17 protein-coding genes and 1 tRNA gene are annotated in these 18,930 nt (G+C 40.6%); 11 read left to right on the top strand and 7 right to left on the bottom strand.

The features are described from left to right. Positions 1 to 78: 78 nt before the first annotated feature. The 4 genes from gdh (at position 79) to TVG_RS05460 (ending at position 4,235) form a co-directional block, all read left to right on the top strand. On the top strand, positions 79 to 1,164 hold the full coding sequence (gene gdh / locus TVG_RS05475; RefSeq protein ID WP_010917277.1) for a glucose/galactose 1-dehydrogenase: 1,086 nt from the start codon (positions 79 to 81) through the stop codon (positions 1,162 to 1,164). After that, positions 1,155 to 2,000, top strand: coding sequence for a bifunctional methylenetetrahydrofolate dehydrogenase/methenyltetrahydrofolate cyclohydrolase FolD (folD, locus tag TVG_RS05470; RefSeq protein ID WP_010917276.1), 846 nt, complete (start codon positions 1,155 to 1,157; stop codon positions 1,998 to 2,000). Before gdh ends, folD begins: the two co-directional genes overlap by 10 nt. Positions 2,001 to 2,205: 205 nt before the next feature. Further along, positions 2,206 to 2,934: an NAD+ synthase gene (locus TVG_RS05465; RefSeq protein ID WP_010917275.1), complete on the top strand. Its 729-nt coding sequence runs from the start codon at positions 2,206 to 2,208 to the stop codon at positions 2,932 to 2,934. A 2-nt stretch (positions 2,935 to 2,936) separates the two neighbouring features. Next, a complete protein-coding gene (locus TVG_RS05460; RefSeq protein ID WP_010917274.1) occupies positions 2,937 to 4,235 on the top strand; it encodes a cation:proton antiporter in 1,299 nt (432 codons plus the stop codon). On the opposite strand, the gene TVG_RS05455 is transcribed toward TVG_RS05460, so the two are convergent. Genes TVG_RS05455 through TVG_RS05440 form a run of 4 tightly spaced genes read right to left on the bottom strand, consistent with a single transcriptional unit; the run spans position 4,228 to position 8,279 of the window. Continuing rightward, a complete protein-coding gene (locus TVG_RS05455; protein ID WP_010917273.1) occupies positions 4,228 to 5,460 on the bottom strand; it encodes a type II/IV secretion system ATPase subunit in 1,233 nt (410 codons plus the stop codon). The genes TVG_RS05460 and TVG_RS05455 overlap by 8 nt on opposite strands. Continuing rightward, positions 5,457 to 6,194, bottom strand: coding sequence for a type II secretion system F family protein (locus TVG_RS05450; RefSeq protein ID WP_010917272.1), 738 nt, complete (start codon positions 6,192 to 6,194; stop codon positions 5,457 to 5,459). The genes TVG_RS05455 and TVG_RS05450 overlap by 4 nt, the downstream gene beginning before the upstream one ends. After that, positions 6,191 to 7,030 (bottom strand): type II secretion system F family protein, encoded by an 840-nt coding sequence (locus TVG_RS05445; protein WP_162009543.1) that lies wholly within the window; start codon positions 7,028 to 7,030, stop codon positions 6,191 to 6,193. Before TVG_RS05445 ends, TVG_RS05450 begins: the two co-directional genes overlap by 4 nt. A 10-nt stretch (positions 7,031 to 7,040) precedes the next feature. Next, entirely contained in the window at positions 7,041 to 8,279 is a 1,239-nt protein-coding gene (locus tag TVG_RS05440; RefSeq protein WP_048054014.1) for a type II/IV secretion system ATPase subunit, read from the bottom strand. A gap of 183 nt (positions 8,280 to 8,462) precedes the next feature. On the opposite strand from TVG_RS05440, the gene htpX reads away from it, so the two are divergent. The 5 genes from htpX to TVG_RS05415 all read left to right on the top strand — a co-directional run bounded on the left by htpX (position 8,463) and on the right by TVG_RS05415 (position 12,959). Continuing rightward, positions 8,463 to 9,380, top strand: coding sequence for a zinc metalloprotease HtpX (htpX, locus tag TVG_RS05435; protein ID WP_010917269.1), 918 nt, complete (start codon positions 8,463 to 8,465; stop codon positions 9,378 to 9,380). Positions 9,381 to 9,540: 160 nt separating this feature from the next. Next, positions 9,541 to 11,163 (top strand): B12-binding domain-containing radical SAM protein, encoded by a 1,623-nt coding sequence (locus tag TVG_RS05430; RefSeq protein WP_010917268.1) that lies wholly within the window; start codon positions 9,541 to 9,543, stop codon positions 11,161 to 11,163. 34 nt (positions 11,164 to 11,197) lie between these two features. Next, on the top strand, positions 11,198 to 12,346 hold the full coding sequence (locus tag TVG_RS05425) for a redox-regulated ATPase YchF (protein WP_010917267.1): 1,149 nt from the start codon (positions 11,198 to 11,200) through the stop codon (positions 12,344 to 12,346). Between the two features lie 51 nt (positions 12,347 to 12,397). Further along, positions 12,398 to 12,775, top strand: a complete 378-nt coding sequence (locus tag TVG_RS05420; protein ID WP_162009542.1) for a DUF302 domain-containing protein — start codon at positions 12,398 to 12,400, stop codon at positions 12,773 to 12,775. An 86-nt stretch (positions 12,776 to 12,861) separates the two neighbouring features. Continuing rightward, positions 12,862 to 12,959: transfer RNA gene (locus TVG_RS05415), tRNA-Tyr, on the top strand. A gap of 80 nt (positions 12,960 to 13,039) precedes the next feature. Here the strand turns inward: TVG_RS05415 and TVG_RS05410 are convergent. From TVG_RS05410 to TVG_RS05400, 3 genes are read right to left on the bottom strand one after another with little or no spacing between them, the layout of a single operon-like run. Continuing rightward, positions 13,040 to 14,158: an aminotransferase class I/II-fold pyridoxal phosphate-dependent enzyme gene (locus TVG_RS05410; RefSeq protein ID WP_010917265.1), complete on the bottom strand. Its 1,119-nt coding sequence runs from the start codon at positions 14,156 to 14,158 to the stop codon at positions 13,040 to 13,042. Continuing rightward, positions 14,136 to 15,056, bottom strand: a complete 921-nt coding sequence (locus TVG_RS05405; protein ID WP_010917264.1) for a homoserine kinase — start codon at positions 15,054 to 15,056, stop codon at positions 14,136 to 14,138. Before TVG_RS05405 ends, TVG_RS05410 begins: the two co-directional genes overlap by 23 nt. Before the next feature lie 58 nt (positions 15,057 to 15,114). Beyond that, positions 15,115 to 16,260, bottom strand: a complete 1,146-nt coding sequence (locus TVG_RS05400; RefSeq protein WP_010917263.1) for a pyridoxal phosphate-dependent aminotransferase — start codon at positions 16,258 to 16,260, stop codon at positions 15,115 to 15,117. A gap of 87 nt (positions 16,261 to 16,347) precedes the next feature. On the opposite strand from TVG_RS05400, the gene TVG_RS05395 reads away from it, so the two are divergent. Together TVG_RS05395 and TVG_RS05390 are read left to right on the top strand one after the other, a co-directional pair. Beyond that, entirely contained in the window at positions 16,348 to 17,400 is a 1,053-nt protein-coding gene (locus TVG_RS05395) for an archaeosine biosynthesis radical SAM protein RaSEA (RefSeq protein ID WP_010917262.1), read from the top strand. Beyond that, on the top strand, positions 17,397 to 18,878 hold the full coding sequence (locus tag TVG_RS05390) for a single-stranded-DNA-specific exonuclease RecJ (RefSeq protein WP_010917261.1): 1,482 nt from the start codon (positions 17,397 to 17,399) through the stop codon (positions 18,876 to 18,878). The genes TVG_RS05395 and TVG_RS05390 overlap by 4 nt, the downstream gene beginning before the upstream one ends. Positions 18,879 to 18,930: the final 52 nt, after the last annotated feature.

Below are 18,930 nucleotides of genomic sequence, written 5' to 3'. Positions count from 1 at the left end.
TAATGTTCATTGAAAATTCTATGACGGGATCGAACATAGTTTCAAAACTAATTAATATCAATTGACGTTATCTGCTATATGTCCACTATAAACGCCATAGTAACTGATGCACCGAAAGGTGGGGTTAAATATACGAAAATCGATATGCCAGAACCCGAAAAATATGAAGCCAAACTCAAACCTGTATATATAGGTATATGTGGCACTGACAGGGGGGAAGTGGCTGGAGCTCTTTCTTTTACATATAATCCGGAAGGTGAAAATTTTCTGGTCCTTGGTCATGAAGCCCTATTACAAGTTCTAGATGTATCAGACAATAACTATATAAAGAGAGGTGATTTCGTAGTACCTCTCGTCAGGAGGCCGGGCAAGTGCGTCAACTGCAGGATAGGAAGGCAGGATAATTGCTCCATAGGAGATCCTGATAAGCACGAAGCCGGAATAACTGGACTGCACGGATTTATGAGGGACGTTATATACGATGATATTCAGAATCTCGTGAAGGTTAATGATCCTGATCTTGGAAAGATAGCCGTACTTACTGAGCCCCTTAAAAACGTTATGAAAGCGTTCGAAGTTTTCGATGTGGTCTCTAAGAGATCAATATTCCAGAACGATGATTCTACCTTTATAGGAAAGAAAATGGTGGTAATAGGATCTGGCAGCGAGGCTTTTCTTTATTCGTTTGTTGGGAAGGATAGGGGATTCGATGTTACGATGGTAAATAGACATGACGAGACTGAAAACAAAATGAAGATGATGGACGACTTTGGTGTAGGTTTTTCCAACTATCTTAAGGATATGCCGGATAAGATCGATCTACTGGTAGATACGAGCGGCGATCCTTCGACTATATTCAAATTTGTAAAGAAGGTAAACAATAACGGTGTAGTGATACTGTTTGGAACAAACGGAAAAGCCCCGGGATATCCTGTAAATGGCGAGGACATTGATTATATCGTGGAGAGGAATATAACGATAGCTGGATCAGTGGACGCCGCGAAGATACATTATGTACAAGCACTTGATTCTCTCAGCAACTGGTATCATAGGCATCCGCAGACGATTAAAGATATCATAACGTACGAGGCCAAGCCTGAGGAGACAAATATATTCTTCCAAAAGCCAAAAGGTGAAATAAAGACGGTGATAAAATGGCCGTAAAGCTCCTTAAGGGAGAGGAGATAGCGGAAAAAAAGGCAGAAGAATTAAAAGAAAGAATCGAAAAAATGGGTGTTTCACCAAGGCTTGTCCTACTTCAGGTCGGGAATTACAGCGCAGCTACAATATACGCACGTGCAAAGATAAAGAGAGGGAAAAAGATAGGGGCGGATGTCGTCCTCGAAAAGTACGAGGATCTTACTAAGCAGGAATTAGTAAGGAGAATAGAAGAGCTTTCGGCTGATAAAGACGTAAATGGAATAATGGTTGAGAACCCACTTCCGAAGACCATAGACTACTACGACATTGTAAAATCAATTCCATACTATAAAGATGTTGATGCACTCTCACCGTACAATCAAGGATCTATTGCGATTAACAGAGAATTTCTTGTCCCCGCTACGGCTATGGCCGTAGTTGATATACTTAAATACTACGGATATGAAAAGACTACTGCCACCATAATAAACAGATCACCAGTCGTGGGAAGACCATTGAGCATGATGATGTTGAACAGAGATTATACCGTATCGATATGCCACAGTAAGACGCCTGATATTAGGTCTATAGCGAAAGCCTCCAAAATTATAGTAGTTGCAGTAGGAAGACCAGGTTTCCTTGATGACACGTACGTAACAGAGAGTTCAGTAGTTATAGATGTCGGTATTAACTATGTCCAAGATAAGGTTATAGGGGACATTGATTTTGATAAGGTTTCAGAAAAAGTAGAGGCAGTGACGCCAGTACCAGGCGGTGTCGGCCCAATAACTGCGACAAATATACTCTCTAACCTGGTAAAGGCAGCCGAGTATCAGTCTAATACTAATATTGGGCGTTGATATTTTGAAAGAAGAGGCAATAAGTAAAAAGGATTACTCGGTTCTTATTGATCAACGCGGTCCCTTGACATTTATAAATTTTAATATCTTAATTTACTTATGATTAACCATTTATTGTTTTTCGGCATCATCGAATTTCCCAACGAATGAAATTTGTCCCTAAGCTCACGAAGTTTTATAATTAATTTGCAATATGTAAGTACATATGCCTGATTACCAGAAGGAAATCGAAAGAATAGGGGAATTTTTGCGGAAAATCATTGCCGATCGGAAGGCAGTGATAGGCATCAGCGGAGGGATAGATAGTTCAGTTACTCTAGGCATTCTATCCAAGTTTTTTTTACATGAGAACATAAAAGCAGTGTTTATGCCTGATGCCACTACGCCTAAATCAGATTATGATGATGTGGATGTACTTGCATCCACATTCGGCGTAAAATATTCAACCGTAAATATTCAGAATATAGTGGATACTTTTTCAAAAACACTATCCGCCGTGGACAAGGGAGCGATAGGTAACATTAAGTCAAGGATAAGAATGATTGTCCTATACTATTTTGCAAATATATACAATGGAATCGTCGTAGGGACAACTAACCGGACCGAGCTGTTGCTTGGTTATTACACGAAGTATGGAGATGGTGGCTGCGATGTAGAACCGATAGAGCATCTGTATAAGAGAGATATTTATGAGATAGCGAGGTTGCTTGGGGTTCCGGAATCTATTATAAAAAAGAAGCCTACTGCAGGCCTATGGCAGGGCCAAACCGACGAGGACGAAATAGGTATGCCATATTCTAAGATCGATGATATTTTGTCATCGATCTTTGACAAGGGAGAACTCCGCGAAGACCCAGACTTCAAAAAAATATTGGATTTGCACTCCAAGTCAGACCATAAGAGGAGGTTGCCGTACAGCCTTAGTCCTGATTAAAAATGGCTGGAATATTTCCCTTTGGTGAGTATCTTGATGTGAGCTTATTGCTTGTGCTCAGTGCTGTAGCCATACCTATAGCCAGGAAAATGTCGGTTGTTGAAATACCAATTCTCATATTTATAGGACTCATAGTTGGGCCATTTTTAAGATTAATCTCGCCTGCATTTTCTGTGTACCTGTTTTCCTCATTCGCCGGCGTAGGCATAGGAATGATAGGCCTTGTAATAATACTCTACAGCGAGAGCCACAACATGAACATAAAGGTTCTCAAATCTTCGTTCTATAGAATTGCATCTCTCGACACCATAGGTGTGATAATAACCGCTCTTGTAGCAGCCGGTTTATTTTCCCTCTTTACTGGAGCTCCGCTTATTATAGGGTTTTTGTTTGGAGCTATAATATCGCCTACGGATCCAGTTACACTTATTCCGCTGTTTAGGAGGATGAAGATCAGCGAAGATATATCTGAAGTACTGATTGGTGAAAGTCTCTTCAACGATCCTGTAGGTATAATACTGGTATCGGTGGGAATTGCTATACTAGCACCGCACTCCGTATACGTCTCTCTATTCTCAAGCATAGCGAATAGCATATCTTTCTATCCTGGGATTGTTGCATATTTCCTAATACAGGTAGCTGTGCCCTCTGTTGTCGGTGTAGCTATAGGATTTGCAATAATTTACCTCAACAAAGAAATAAACTTTGAAAATTACCTGACTGCAATACTACTTGGTGTGGTTATATTTGAATTTACTATATTTGAAGGCATATCTATAACCCCATTCCCAGCAATAATTGCGACGGGGGCAATAGTGGGGAATTTTTCAGACAAGGGAATATTCTGGCAGAGGGAGAAAAACTTCCAGGAAAATTTATCATACTTAAGTACTTCTATAATATTTTTGTTGATAGGTTCGTCTTTTACCATAAACGAAATAGAACAGTATATATTGCTAGGGATAATGCTAACCACAATACTTATATTTGTTGTAAGGCCAGCTGCTGTCTTTCCCAGCATCTTGATAGCCGATCTTGGAAAAATAAAGATGAAAGGCTACTATAAAATTGTTGCTTTTATATCCTTAGTTGGGCCTAGAGGAGTAGTACCGGTCGTTCTATCCACACTTCCATATGTTGTAGGATTATCTTACAACATACCTATACTCATCACATGGGGGCCGGTTATAGGCGTATCAGCTTTATTTATAGTCTTATTTTCGATCGTATTTCAAACGATTTATACACCTATAATGAAGAATATATTTATACCGGATCAAGGCAATGGGAACTCTAAGTAATTTTGTTGGCTTCGTCCCTTACCTTTCTAACGAAATCCATGTAGTCTGCAGGTTTTTGCATATTTTCAAGGATTTTTGCCTTCCTGTCTAAATCCTTAATAATGTATTCTCTGTCCATACCGGTTTTTGAGGCAATATTCTCCAGTAGATAGCTAACCCCTGATTCTTCATAGTGGCCTGAAGAATAGTCAAAAACGTTGTTCAATGAAAGAGATCCTTCGTAAAAAGGTTCAGATATTTTATTTATGTATCTCCGGCCAGAGTTTTTGACTTCCACTATTGCGTCTATAGCCAGTATGTTCGAGATAGGAAGATAAAGCGGCAATGATTTAAGCCTCCTAATCAAGGCAGACGATGACCCCCCATGTATAGTTGTGATCGCATTTCTGCCTGAAGTGATGTACCTAAAATAAGACCTTATGACATCTCCCCTGGCCTCGCCGAGGACCAAATAGTCTGCGCCGTCATATTTTGAGAATTCTATAAGATCGTTCACTGAAATTCCACCAGATTGTGTTAAACTTATCTTTGACTGAAGGCTGACAACGTTCTCGTTCATTATATTTAGTTCTCGGGCATCCTCTATACTTACGATCCTAGATGCCCTCGGTACGAATGACAGAATGGCATTGAGAAGCGTGGTCTTACCGGAAGAAGTTGATCCAGTTATTATAATGTTGGATCTGTGTTCTATTGCCAGCCAGAGGTAGGCCATAACTTTAGGAGTGGCCGCACCGCTTTGTATAAGATCGAAGGGTGTGAAGGCTGCAGCCCTTAGCTTCCTGATAGATATAGACGGCTTTCCAACGTCTTCGTAAACTATGTTTATCCTGTAATTCTTATATGATACGTCGACAACAGGATTATAGACAGAAACTGTTTTTCCTGACCTCTGTGCAATGTGCTGTGCAAACTTCCTAGTTTCGTCCTCAGTGAAAAATACGTCTGTCCTCATTGGGCCAAGCTTTGAATGGTAAATGTAAACGTAGTTTTCACTTGTTATGGTTATATCCTCTACCATAGGGTCGTTTATGATCGGTTCGACCTTACCCATGCCTATCCGGTAGGCTTCGGCGAATTCTGAAACGGAACTGGCCATTCTTTGATCTAGGGCATATTGTTTTACGAAGTTTTCCATGGATACCTCGTGGGCTTGTGACAAATAAAGTAAGCCCAACTTTACGGTTTCTTCATTGAACTTGTTGTCTACAGTGTATACCCTCATATCAACCTCGCCACCGTCAACAGAGTAACCGTTATGGTAACAAGCATGCCTGAATAGAAGAGCCCTGATCTGATTGAAGAGTATCTAACTAGGCCAGTATAGAATCCAGTAAAAATGGACTGTATGATAAGAATAGCGGATATGTAATCTATAAGCAGAAAGCCGGATCTCTGGATAAAATAATAATCCACAACTATCATCACAAGAAGGAATATCATAAAGGAAGCTATTATCAATCCTACGTAGTTTTCTGCGGTCTGGGTGGCATTCTTCCTTTGGCTCATCCTTTCGTTCATGTAAGTTGAGAGAAACTGTAGGGTAGTGCCAGGCCTACCAGCCCTATCTGCATTCTTCATCACCTCTGCTACTATGTCTAAGTCCCGCGAGTTTCTGCTTCTTAGATAGGCTGAAACTTCCTCTATTGTATTCCCATTATCCAATATCGCACGGGCGTTTCTCACGTCCTCGTTGAGAGGGCCTAGGTCCTCGGATAATATCAAGTGAAGTATATTATACATGGACATACCATATGAAGAAAAACTGGACAGATCCCTGAGAAATGATGGAACCATCATGTTTCTCTTTTCTTCGTTTCTGCGTAAATCGATGTATTCAGATCCGAATGCTATTGCAATACCCGATGCGATTAGAGCTAGGATTACAGCTGGGTTTCTGTAAATCAGATAAAGCACAACCGCAAGGAGTGCAGGTACAGCCCCGTATATTGGCTTCATGAAAGATCACCCGTTATTTTGGATGTAAAATAGAACATCACAGCCGAAGCACCTAAAACTATGATCAGGGATATTACAAAGAAAATCGTGCTAAGGTTCTTTATGGATATTATGGAACCTGTCATAAAGATGAGAAGGGGAAAGGCAATTACTAGGGCAACAAAGCTCTCTGATGCTAAGCCAAGTGAATCTAAAGACAGCTTGGATTTGTTCTCCTGTACTCTGCTATAATAGTCTATCCGATCCCTGAAGTACGCAACTATATCAGTATCTAGGAGTATGGATAGGCGAAGACCTGCCCATATCCTTGAAAGATCATCTGAAGCTGTAATCTTTTCAGCTTTTTCTAAAGCCGTTAAAAAGTCGTATCCTAGGCGATCCATCATCACAACTATCCTCTTAGATTCCTTCGCTATTTCCCCCAGGCTATCCATATTCGAAATATCCCTGAGTATTCTATCTACTGGTATTCCTGAAAGCGAAAGGGAGTAGGTTATCGCAAGAAAATCCGTAATTCTCAAGCTGACCTGCCTAGCGATCCACTTCTGCCTAATCTCCGGGTAAGAGGATGAGTAGTACAGGACTAGGGCTGCAAGCAGGAAAAACACTGCAGACACTAGGAAAAAGTACCGCCTATCAAAATAGTATGTAAATATAGATGTTGCTGCAAACAAGATGAAGAAGATAAAGGTAACGATTATCGAGAGCGTGAGGTAACTTACAGCATTTAATTCAATTTGAGATTTTATGAGTTGATCCTGCAGCTTATCAATGGTCTTCCTTGGAACGTATCTGGCAACTTGGCTCTGCAGGAACAAGAATATCTTCCTTGGCAATTTCAACACCTCACGAAAGCCCGTTTTCTATAAGCTCTGAGGTTATTTTGCGGACGTTCTCCAAATATCTATGGAAATCATCTTTGCCCATGGCATTTGACATGCTCCGGAACATTGGGCTAAATCCATTGTATCGAAGCTTTTCTGTAGTTTTGTCAATGCTGAACACGAGGTCATAAAGCACATCATTGTGCTCAAACCTATCGAATTCATAGATGCTGCTGATACGGTCTGAAGACTCGGATATTTCTATGACTATATCTATCACAGATACCATGTCTCTCCCAAGATCTAGAGCTGAATCAGAGAATGCGGAAACTAGTGCAGAGACCGAATCAATATCAATACTAGTAAATGTGGGATGTCCTGTAGTTATGGCCTGTATAACGGATGGCAAATCGACAACTTCGATTGTATCTATAACTATATAATCAGGTCGTTGCCTCATTGCCGTATTTATAAGCGATACTCGATCTATTTGGCTGCTAAATATGGATTTTTCTTTCGTCTTCATAAATATGTAGTTTCCTGGCGATCTGGATGGTATTTTCTCTCCTATGTAAGTAATCTTTTTTTCTTTATCTACCAAGTCCATCAAGAAGAGGAGGGCAGAGTATTTTAACTCTGTATGAGGCCCTATTATTACAATGGATTTTGAATTCTCAATAGCAATTTTTAGGTACGATATAGATTCCAGCGAAAAACCATTTGATTCTACGAATTTTTTCAAATCGTAGCCGGAATCATTTCTTGCTATTCGTATAGAGGAGCCTTTAGGCGATATTTCAGTGCCGAAAGTTATAGAAACCTCGCGGTTATTAAGTGTCCCCCTTGCCAGCGGATCGCTTGTTGATATCTTTTTTCCCATTAGCTGGGCCAATCTTATTGCTATTGAATCCACTTCATTTGCGAGAAGCTTTATGTTGGTTGTATAATAATTGTCGTCGGAAAGTTTGACTATCACAGGTTCGTCGTAGCCATTAACATCTATTTCCTTTACCTCTTCTAAATTAAAGAGTGGATATATCTTGCCAAGGCCGGAAATCGATTTATTAATGTAATACCTGAAGGCATCTATATCCGATATTCTAAATACTTTGGAGATCCTCTCTATAACATCTTCTAAGTCCCTTTCTACAGCAAAGCTCTGGAAACTAGATATTTCATGAAGTACAGTAGCTACAGCCGTATCTAGTTTTTGGTCAGAATTAGGTTCAACTACGGTCACGTGGGAATCGGAATCTACCATAATACTTATTGTGTGATACGTCTGGTGATGGCTAAACACGATAACTTACTCTGTATTGACATTTTAATCTTGTTGCGTTTGTGTTATTTTTCGCATGCCTCTTGATTTAAATATTGATCTTGAATTTGGGTGACAGAAATATTAATAGTATATGTATAAAAGGATAGAAGCAAGGTGGTACCTATGGCTTCAAATAATTTAGCTTACATTAAGCTGCGGCTTCTCTCCTTGCTGGTAGGGTTAGGGATAGCGGCTCTTGCAAGCTTAATAATCTACGCTGTCGCCTACTATCTTTTCGGCATATACAGTATTGGTATAATCTTTGGTGTTTTTGTATTAGTACTGATGATGGATTTACTTCAGTGGTTTATCGGCCCATATATAGTAGATATGGTCTATAGGGCTAAAAAAGCTGATCCCAACAGGTACGGAAACATAATAGCTATTGTTGAAGAAGTCGCAAAGCTAAATGGCATCAGGCCACCTACGCTCTACATTTCAGAAGTGTCTTTTCCCAATGCTTTTGCCTATGAATCTCCTATAGCTGGAAGGCGGATAGCAATAACTCGGCCACTTCTAGGCATATTGAATGAAGATGAACTTCGGGCAGTGATAGGTCACGAAATCGGGCATCTTAAACACCATGATTCGGCTGTAATCATGGCCATAGGTCTTATACCTACATTAATATTCTATTTTGCTTATACAACTCTATTCGCTGGTGATAGGAGAAACGGCGGCTCAGCAATTATCTTAGCCTTAGTTTTGATGGTCGTCAGTTTCCTCTTCAACATAATGGTACTGTCGGTGAATAGATTGCGTGAATCTTATGCAGATGCGAACGCAGCATTAACAATACCAAACGGTGCTAGAAATTTGCAGACTGCCCTGGCAAAGATAGTACGTTACGGATCGAGCGCAAAAAACACGGCGGCTTCAATGCTTTTATTCGCTAATTACGATATGGATCGTGAGGACGTTGAAACGCTGATAGATAAATGGAGAACTATGAGGGTCGGAATACTTTCGGATCTATTTTCTGATCATCCTCATCCTGCTAAAAGGATAAGGCTGCTTGATAAGCTCCAGGATAGTAGTTAATAATAGTTAAGTAGTTTAAAGTTGGTTAGCGAAATATTTATTAGTCCTACGGAAATTCATTTTTAGCTATTGCCATTTAGCTTGTTATCATATTTGAATTAAGTTATAATGTAGCTAAAAAAGTAAGCAATATTTAAATATTATAAAGTATTATTAAATTATGTCCTGGGAAGTAGTTTTAACGGCTGACAGAGGAACTTTTACTGACTATAACGGATCATCTCCTCTTGGATACGTAGCTTGCCTCCCTTCTAGGCTTGTTCCTCGGTATTTCATGGATAAATTTTTTACACCTCCAATAAAGGCTTATGATACAGGGGAAGCTTTTGTTGCTCCCTATGGATTGAGGAAGGTAGAAGCGATCCTCGCCAAAAATGGCATATCGGTTGTCGTATCCCCACCCGAACACTTAGAAAAGGCAATAGATAGAAACACAAAGGTCTTGGGGATAAATGTACACGATCCGTATGCACTTAGCCCAGTTACAACGAAACTTACCATGATATTCGGAGGCGGAGACTCATGGACGTCTAAGTTTTTCAAAGAACTCGGAGAAAAAGTGAAATCACTTAAGCTAAAGTATGGTTTCAAGGTCATAATAGGTGGTCCAGCTGCATGGCAGATAGCACTTGATATACCGGATTGGGTTGACGCAGTTCTGGATGGGGAAGCAGAGATAGATTTCCCAGATCTAGTTAAAAAAATAGAGAATGGCGAACAGGTTCCTAAGGTTACTTATGGAAGAATGCCAAAGGTTGAGGAAATCCCCACAATAATAAAACCGTCACGCTTTGGAGAAGTTCAGATAACAAGGGGATGCCCACGTGGCTGCCAATTTTGTTCGATAACTCCCGAAACCTTCAGATCAATACCTATGGATGACATTATTAAGGAAGTCAAACTGAACATAGATCATGGAATAAGGGGGATAGAGCTTCTTACGGACGACATAATGCTTTACGGTTCTAAGAAACTTCAGGTCAACCACGAAGCTCTTGTTAATCTTTTTACTACAGTTAAGAAACTCGGCGCTACTCACATATATTTCCCACACATATCTGCTCCTGGTGCAAAATCCAGCCCTAAGACTGTTCAGGCAATTGCAGAGATTGCCGAATATGACAAATACACGGCCGAAGCTCCAGTAGTAGGGCTTGAGAGTGGTAGTGAGAGAATAATCTCGAAGTATATGAGGGGAAAGCCATTTCCTTGGACTCCGCACGATTGGGGCGATGTAATTATTGATGCCACAGGCATAATGGTCGACAACAATATACATCCATGCTACACAATGACTATAGGTTACCCTGATGAGACGGATGAGGATATTGAGGAGAGCATTAAATTAGTGCAGAGGATGATAGATGCTGATCTTAAGGCATGGATATTCCCGCTTCCAGTCATACCAATGACTGCTAGCAGGTTGAAGGGCAACGAATTCCCGTGGATAGATACGATACCAACGAAGTACTGGGACATACTTTATCTCTCCTGGAAGCATTCAATAAAGGTAACAAAGGACTTATTCCCGTACCTTACTAGCGAGATGCGCAATCCTATCATACAATGGGTTGTTAGAAGCATGAACGACAGAGTCTTCTCTGGAGTTGAAAAGGTATTCAAGGAGCTTGCAGAGACAAAAGGGAAAGTCTCAGAGGAGTATGGAAAAGTGGAATTCGACTCCTTTACTGGTACGGTGAAGACACTATACTACCTTGCTACCCTAGGCCTTAAAAGCAGGAGATTGGCTAAGTCTCCAGTGTCGACAGGAAACGCCTACTGAGGAATATTTATTTTTATTTCTGTAATCACCTCGCATGTCGATACGTATAGGCCTCATAGGAGAACCAAACGTTGGAAAGTCGACTTTTTTTTCTGCTGCAACTGAAAATGAGGCTGAAATAAACAACTTCCCTTTTACAACTATAAAGCCTAATCTTGGCATGACCTACTTTGTTGTCAAATGCCCGGAAGTAGAAATATCGGGAAAGTGTAATCCGCGTGAGGGCTACTGCGAAAATGGTAACAGGCACATCCCGGTTCAAATTATTGATGTTCCCGGATTAATTGAAGGTGCAAGTGAAGGCAAAGGGATGGGAAATGAGTTTCTGGACAATATAAGGGATGTTGATTCTATACTCCTCCTCTTCGATGCCTCGGCTGGAGATATAGCCACTGTTAGGAAAAGCATTGAAATGGTTAAATCCGAGCTTCTAAAATGGATCTCACAAAGGATATATTCTGATTGGGATCATTTCAGCAGAAAGAGTGAGGCATCTGGAGAACGGAGAGACATTGCTCTTAAAAGAAAACTTTCATTATTTGGTATAAGCGAGCACCAGATATCAGAGATGATGGAAAAAGATTTTTTTCCAGCAAAACTAAGCATATGGACAAGGGAAGACGCAGACAAGCTCGCTCTTTCAATAATAAAATACGCAAAACCTCTCCTGCTAGTTGGAAATAAGTCTGACCTTGTTAGCCCGAATACTTTGTCTGAGATGAAAAACGCCTTAGGAGATTCATACTTTGTTTCTGCTGAATACGAACTTGCGCTGAAAAGAGCTAGAAAGTCCGGCCTCGTTTCAACGACTCTCAATGATTTCGCAATCTTAGGTGGAAATGAAAAACAGAAAGAAGTCCTCGCAAAAATAAGGGATTGGTTTAATACGCCTGGCATAATAAGAATACACGATCTCTTGCAAAAAGTTGTAAGAGATTACCTGCATTACATAATTGTATATCCTGTATACGATGAGAGCAAATGGACGGATAAGTCCGGTAACGTGCTTCCTGATGCTTTCGTCATGCCATACGGATCAACATCGCTTGACCTAGCATACAAAATTCATACAGATATAGGGGAGGGCTTTATAAGAGCTGTCAACGCTAGAACCAGGATGGTTTTGGGTAAAGACTACATTTTAAAGGATGGAGACGTAATAAAGATAATCTCCAAAAAATAATTGGCTTTGCACATACCGCCACCATTAAGAAAGATGCAAAAATCAAGCTTTATGTATAAGTATGAAAGGAAGGTAAATGGGACTGTTGAGGAAGTGTATGGAAAACTATTTACGGAGCTCAAGAAGAGAGGATACGTTGTTTTATCGTACATAGATGTTGCGCAGATATTGAAAAATGCTCTGAAAAAGGATGTTGATCCCTATTACATACTGAATGTGTGCAAACCGTCGGCTGCAGATGAAATACTTTCTGTATCTCGGGATTATGGCCTGTTCCTTCCTTGCAAGATAGTTCTAAAAGGCGAAGGAGACAAAGTCACCATTTCCATGCAGTACGTGTCTACACAGATAAACGATTATATGGGGCAAGATGGGAATGTCGCAGTTAAGTACGAAAAGGAAATAGAAGAAGCTATAAAAGATATTTAGAAGAAGATCGAGATGTCTTTATGGCATAGATTGTGACTAGAGATAGTTTTAAATGATAAAATGAAATTACGAAAATCAGGTTGCAACCCGGCTTAGCTCAGCTGGTAGAGCGGCGGACTGTAGAGGGTTCAACGGTGAATTCGCCGTAATCCGCAGGTCTCTGGTTCGAATCCGGAAGCCGGGATCTTCATTTTATGGTTGGATCTTATAGCGCAATTGGAAATTAGCTTGTAAAGGAACCTATAATACCGCTCATATCCTTAATTACTGTGCATATTTAATTGCCTGTTCTAAATCTTGAATTATTTGATCTAGGTCTTCGAGGCCAACAGACAACCGCATGAGATTCTTCGTTATTCCTAGCCTTAATTTTTCATCTTCACTAAGGTTTCTGTGAGACATAGTGTATGGATTCGAAATTGTAGAATTAGAACCACCCATGGTGTTTGCTGGCGTAATTATTCGTAAGGATTCCATGAACTTCTGCACATCTTTTCCTTCATCTAATAAAAAGGAGACTATAGGGGGAGAACCATTTAACAGTGTTTTTGCAGATATGTTGTCCGAATTATCGCTCAAACCTGGATAATAGACTTTAGATACAAAATTGTTTTCATTTAAGAATCTCGCTATAGCTTTAGCTGTTTCTGAAGATCTCTTTATGCGGAGATCGATGGTTTTTAGTCCAAGAATAAAGAGGTATGCTGACATTGGGTCCATGGAAGATCCAAGGCTTCTCCTATTTTCATCAATGGTATCCATCATTAGCGATCCAGAAGCTGAACCGCCAATAGCATTGTTATGACCACCAATAAACTTAGAAAGGCTCTCTATTATTATGTCGCATCCGTAAAGAGAAGGCTTCAGCAAAATAGGTGTGGCTAGGGTGTTGTCTACTATGGTAATAGCCCCTATATCTGAGGCTTTTCTGCAGATCCTATCTACGTCGTACAATCTCAGTAATGGATTGGAAAGGCTCTCAAAGAATACAATGTCCGCATGTTCTTCAACAGCACCTAGGAGAGAGTCCGTCCCTGGTTCTACAAATTTAACGTTTATCCCGAACTTAGTAAGGAAATTCTTTGCAAAGAGATACGTTCTCCCAAACACATCTGTTGGCATAACTAACTTATCTCCAGGTTTTGCAAGAGCGAGGATAGTGCCTGTAATTGCGCCCATTCCAGAACTAAAGCATATGGATCTCTCTGTATTTTCGAGCAAACTCAGTTGTCTAGATAACTCTTCTACAGTTGGGTTTAACTCCCTGCTATACCTATATTTACGGTCCTTTCTCGAATCATAGGAACTTGTAAAAAAGACAGGGAAAGATAGTGAATGTGCATGATCGTCAAAACGGTCCTTAATCGGCAAGCGGGTTGGCAACCTCTCTCACCCCATCTGCTACATTAGGAGTTGCGAAGTTTACACTTATTCCCATGCCCTCGTATATCCTGGATATTTTTCGGATCATTTGTTTCGTTTCTGTCTTGTTATCGTATACTACAAGAATTGATGGTCCGGCACCGCTTACAACCGCGCCTACCGCTCCTGATTCTATTGCGGTGTCCTTTACTCTTCGATAGTATGGAAAAATGGGTTCCCTTGCCGCTTCGACAATATCATCATTCATTCCTGTACTAACTAGTTCTCTATCCCCGCTCATTAATCCAGCTATTAGAGATGCTACGCGGCTTGTGTTTCTCTTGTGGTCGCCCATACTCACACCAGATGGGACAAGGGATCTTGCGTACTTTGTCTTGTCTCTTATCTTAAGGTCAGCAATCACTAGCAAGAACTTGAATTGATCAGATACCTCTATCCTTTTCGCGGAAATGCCTTCGGGTGATACTATGACGAGACCACCTAGAATAGATGCAGATACGTTATCAGGGTGCGGAGACCCTGACGAAGCAAGCTCGCCAACTGCAGCATACTTGATTAAATCCTTCCTCTCCAAGCCGAGCGCAAAAAGGTTATTAATTGCGTATGCAGCTGCAGCTGCACTTGAACCACTACTGCCAAGCCCAAGCCCGTAAGGTATTCCCTTCTTAATTGAGATCTTGATGCCATCTTTAATTCCAAAATCTTCAATCATCTTCAAGGCGGTAAGGCCTGCTGTATTTTTATCTGGCTGAACTGGTATTTCATCGGCCAATATACGCAACTTATCGGATAACATTACATTTACTTGATCGTAGAAAGCATCGAATGCGATGGCAAGGACATCGTAACCAGGCCCTAAGTTAGCAGAAGAACAAGGAGATATCACGGAAAGTTCCATGGATGGCAATTAATGACAATATGTTAATAATTTTGTTATAGGAAATTACTGCTAGTAATTAAACTGATGCAAAGAATTTAATAATCCTTTCAGCCCCTTCCTTAATAATGTCTTCAGAGGTTGCGAACGATATTCTAAAGTGATGTTCTCCTTGCCTCCCGAATGCAGAACCAGGGGTTACAACGACCTGGTATTTTTCAAGCAGATCCTCTGATACTTTATTAGAAGAAATATCGCTGTTGTATTCCGGAAATACATAGAAAGCTCCATCTGGTTCTGTTACATTTAGCTTATCAGAAGAATCGAGTATGGAAAGTATGAGATCTCTCCTCCTTTTGAATTCGTCTTTCATCTTTTTCGGGCTTTCAGTATCGTCGAGTGCCCGTAACGCGGCATACTGCGATATAGAGGAAACGCAGGTTATAGTCTGTTGCTGTATTACGTTTGCTGCTTCCACAATCTCCCTGGGTGCCGCCATGTAACCTATGCGCCATCCAGTCATTGCATATCCTTTTGAAAAACCGTTCAGTGTTATACTCTTTCCCCACATCTCGCTATAAGAGGCAGGCGAAATTAACTTGCCATTATAGATGAGGTCTTCGTATATTTCATCTGATACTATGTAGAGGCCGTATTCAAGTGCAAAATCGACAAGGCTCTTTATCTCCTTCTCATCGTAAACCTTTCCCGTGGGATTTGTCGGGTTGTTGAATATTATTGCCTTTGTCTTAGGCGTAACGTACTTTCGCATTAGATCAAAATCCAGGCTGTAATCTTCCAATGTACTAACAGTTACGGGCTTTCCTCCTGCGAGCCTTACGATGTCCGGATACGAAACATAGTAAGGTTCTGGAATGAGCACTTCATCGCCAGGGTTAAGGATGACCATCATAGCGAGATTTATGCCAAATTTTGTTGGCGTAATCAGGACTTCGTCTGGCGATGCATTTATATTATTCCTATTTTTGAGCTTTTCAGAAACTTTTTCCCTCAATTCGTGTATGCCGTTTGACGGTGTATAATGCGTTTTTCCTTCTTTTGCCATTTCGAACGCATATTCTATTATGTGCTGTGGGGTTGTGAAATCCGGCTCCCCTATACCAAAGTTGTATACCTTTATCCCCTGTTTCTTGAGCTTTTCAACATAGTTGCTGGCGGAAACGGTGGCTGATTCATTGACATATTGTAGCCTTTGAGAAAGCATTTTTAAGTAATCGATGATAAGGATAAAAGTTTTCCATTAGGCAATAGAAAATCAGAAAGATTTTATTTAACATAGCATAAGCTAAGCATGGTTAATAGGGAACTGGCTCTGTTCATTAAGAGTCTTATGCCTTCATATTCAAGTAAAGTAGAAAAGGATAAGCCAGTATCAATATGGAACGAAATGGATCGGCTACGCGGATATCCAGAAAAAAGCACAGTTGCGATTTTAAGAACTAGAGGTTGTTCCTGGTATCGTTTTTCCGCGTGCAGCATGTGCGGATATTTCAATGATACAGCTGACGTTTCAAATGAAAACCTGTTCAAGCAGATTGACCATCTCTCTTCTGTTCTAAATACTGAGGTATTGAAGGTATTCACTTCTGGCAGTTTCCTGGACCCTATTGAAGTTCCAGACGAAGTAAGAGCTTATTTCTACGATTCCATATCTAACAAGGTAGAAAAACTCCTTATAGAATCCAGAACGGAATATATAAGAGATGAAAGGCTAGAAGAAATTAAGAAATATGGGTTCGAAACTAGGATAGCAATTGGTCTAGAGTCCGCCAATGATTATATAGTGGAAAATTCAATAAACAAAGGATCAAGTTTCACAAAGTATGTTGATGCCGCAAAACGGATAAGAAATAATGGTTTAGAACTGAGGACGTATCTCTTGCTCAAGCCTCCATTCATATCTGAGAAATCGGCAATAAAGGATGTACTAGATTCCATAAGGGCTGTAAAAGACCTAACCAATGATGTCTCCATAAATCCAACAAATGTGCAAAAGAATACACTCGTTGAGTACCTATGGAAACGCGGCCTTTACAGACCACCCAGATTATGGTCGCTTGCCCGTGTATTGATAGACGGGATGAAGATAGGACCTGAAGTTATATCATACCCAACAGGAGGAAATAAGGAGAGAGGAATACACAACGATGAGTTTGACTACGATCTTCTGGATTTGATAGTAAAGAGTTCGCTTAACCAGGACACAACGGAACTGGAAAGATATATGAAGTCTCAGGACTTATCGAAGTATATGGAAGAGCTTGAGATAGAAGACCGCTCTTTATTTCAATGTGATTTTGGCAAGTTAATAGATCAATCGCTTAACTCCGTAGCATATATATGAAGCTACAAGAATATTTTTTGGAAAAGAAACACAGGGATCTCTACGAGATGGCAGTAGCTGCCAGAGAAATACTTAGAGACCAAGAAAAGGTTGTAATTGTATCCCATAATGATGCGGATGGACTCTCTTCGTCAGCGATTGCGAAAGTCACTCTTGATAGAGCAGGCATATCGAACGAAGTGATCTTTGTAAAAAACTTAGATAGAGATGTACTTAAAAGCTTGCCTTCAGGATTCAAGTGGTTTGTTGATCTTGGATCAGGATCGATGCACATGATCAGGGACTCAGGCATCGAATGCCTAATAACGGATCACCACGTGCCTGATCAGTTTGATGTAGACGAGGATCATAAGAGAGATATTCTTTCTTTTCTTGAATTTTCAGATTTCTCAAAAATATACCAGGTTAACCCGCATCTTGTTGGATTAAACGGATCATACGATATAAGTGGATCAGGCTGTACATTCTTAGTATCATTGGCTTTTTCCGAAAAGAACTTAGACCTGGTAAAGCCTGCTATAGTTGGATCTGTTGGTGACGTCCAAGATGCCAATTCAGGAGTTCTCGAAGGATTGAACAGAGTATTCTTAAGGATTGGCCAAGATGCCAGAAAGGTCTCTGTTCTTGAAGATCTCAAGTTCTTTGGGCGTACATCCCGTCCACTTAAGAGGTTCTTGGAGCTCGGTTCTGACGGCATTCCAGGCATATCGAACTTCTACAGCGGTGCTGGAAGGCTGCTGAACTTTCTTGGCATTCCGGTAAAGGATGGGGAAAAATACAGGGTATACAACGATTTATCTGAAGAAGAAAAGAGGAAGCTTAGGACCGAAGTGGTAGGTAGGTTCATAATAGCAGGAAACAATGATATTTCGAAGCTGATTGGAGAGACTTATATCTTTCCAGATGAAGATAAAAATTCACCCACTTGGGATGCTAAGGAGTTTGCCACGCTGCTTAATTCATGTGGCAGATATGATCAGGGTATTGTTGGATTGATGGTAGCTGCAGGTGATCGCGCCGAATTTTATAAAAAGGCAATTTCGTTGATGGCTAACCACAGAAAGAACTTGGTAAATGGTTATAACCAGATATTGTCAAAGGGCTTGAAGTCGCTTAAAAACGTTGATTATTTTTACGCAGGCAAAGATATAAATGAGAATATAGTTGGCATAATAGCAAACATGGTGCTAGCCAAGACCGGCGAAACAATGAGGCCACTTGTAACAATGGCAGATTCGGATCCAGGCACTATAAAGATAAGTGTACGGGCAGGCAAAAGCTTTCTTAGTTCTGGGATCGATCTAGCGGATCTGTTTAGAAGGGCAGCAGTCAAGACAGGTGGTGTTGGCGGAGGTCACGACCTGGCAGCGGGTGCAAATATACCTGCGGACAGGATGGGCGATTTCCTCAAATTCATAGATGAAGAAATTGGCCACTCAATTGAAGTGCAGGAGAAAACTTCGAGAATCCGTAACTAGCCACTGGAAACAGTCATTAATGAAATAACGTTCTGGATTAAAGTACGGGACT

The sequence above is a fragment of the Thermoplasma volcanium GSS1 genome, assembly GCF_000011185.1.
GTDB lineage: Archaea > Thermoplasmatota > Thermoplasmata > Thermoplasmatales > Thermoplasmataceae > Thermoplasma > Thermoplasma volcanium.
Note: the sequence above shows the minus strand (reverse complement) of the source record. Positions and strands in the feature narration are given on the sequence as shown.